The 714-nt window shown below is 58.3% G+C and carries 1 protein-coding gene; it reads left to right on the forward strand.

The annotated features are described in order from the left end of the window. Positions 1–148: 148 nt before the first annotated feature. The gene (locus AC1DNF_RS35730) at positions 149–439 is read left to right on the forward strand and encodes a hypothetical protein (protein WP_478153667.1); all 291 of its coding nucleotides are present in this window, start codon (positions 149–151) and stop codon (positions 437–439) included. Positions 440–714: the final 275 nt, after the last annotated feature.

The following is a 714-nucleotide window of genomic DNA, read 5'->3' on the forward strand; positions in this document are numbered from 1 at the left end:
TGGTCACTGCCATTGACGAGTACGTCGCTCATCACAACAAAGAACCCAAGCCATTCATCTGGACCAAGAGCGCGCGCGACATCCTGCAAAAGGTCATTCGCGCCAATAGCCGCTTAAGTTCCAAACAGAATGCAACACTACACTAGCTGTGCCATCGAACGAAGCATCCATCGAGGAACTCCTGCGGCAGCTTGAGTCGCTGCTCCGCGCTCGTGGCGAGCAGAATTGGCTCAGAGGCGTGACCGCCGCGCGTGAAGCTCTCGCGTCCTCGAATGGAATGGAGGACGCCAGGTCCATCTATGCTTCCATGAATCGAGGGGCTGGCTCATTTGCGGACTACAACGTATGGGTCGAAGACTTCAATGAGCGCGTCGAACTGAACCAGCCGCTGGACCGCCTTCGGGCCGAGCTCTGGCAGCGATTTGGCCTCGACCGTTGACGGGCAGAATGCGGCCAAAAGCGGTCCTCCAGCCTCGTCTCAGAAATGCACGGACACACAGAGTCTTGCCGTGCTCATGTAGCGGATTTATGCGCTGTCAGGCGTGTCCGTGTTCGAGCAGACCACTGGCTGTGCTGCCTTTCAAGTGGTCGATGAACCATCTGCCAGCGGGCCCAGGGGACGTTGAAGCTTGGTGGACTGCCGATATCGTCAACATGAAGCCGCTCGGCGGCATGCCCTCGACATCCAGAACAACCAACCTGCCGGTGGCGATG

The sequence above is a fragment of the Variovorax sp. 01T432 genome, assembly GCF_056398605.1.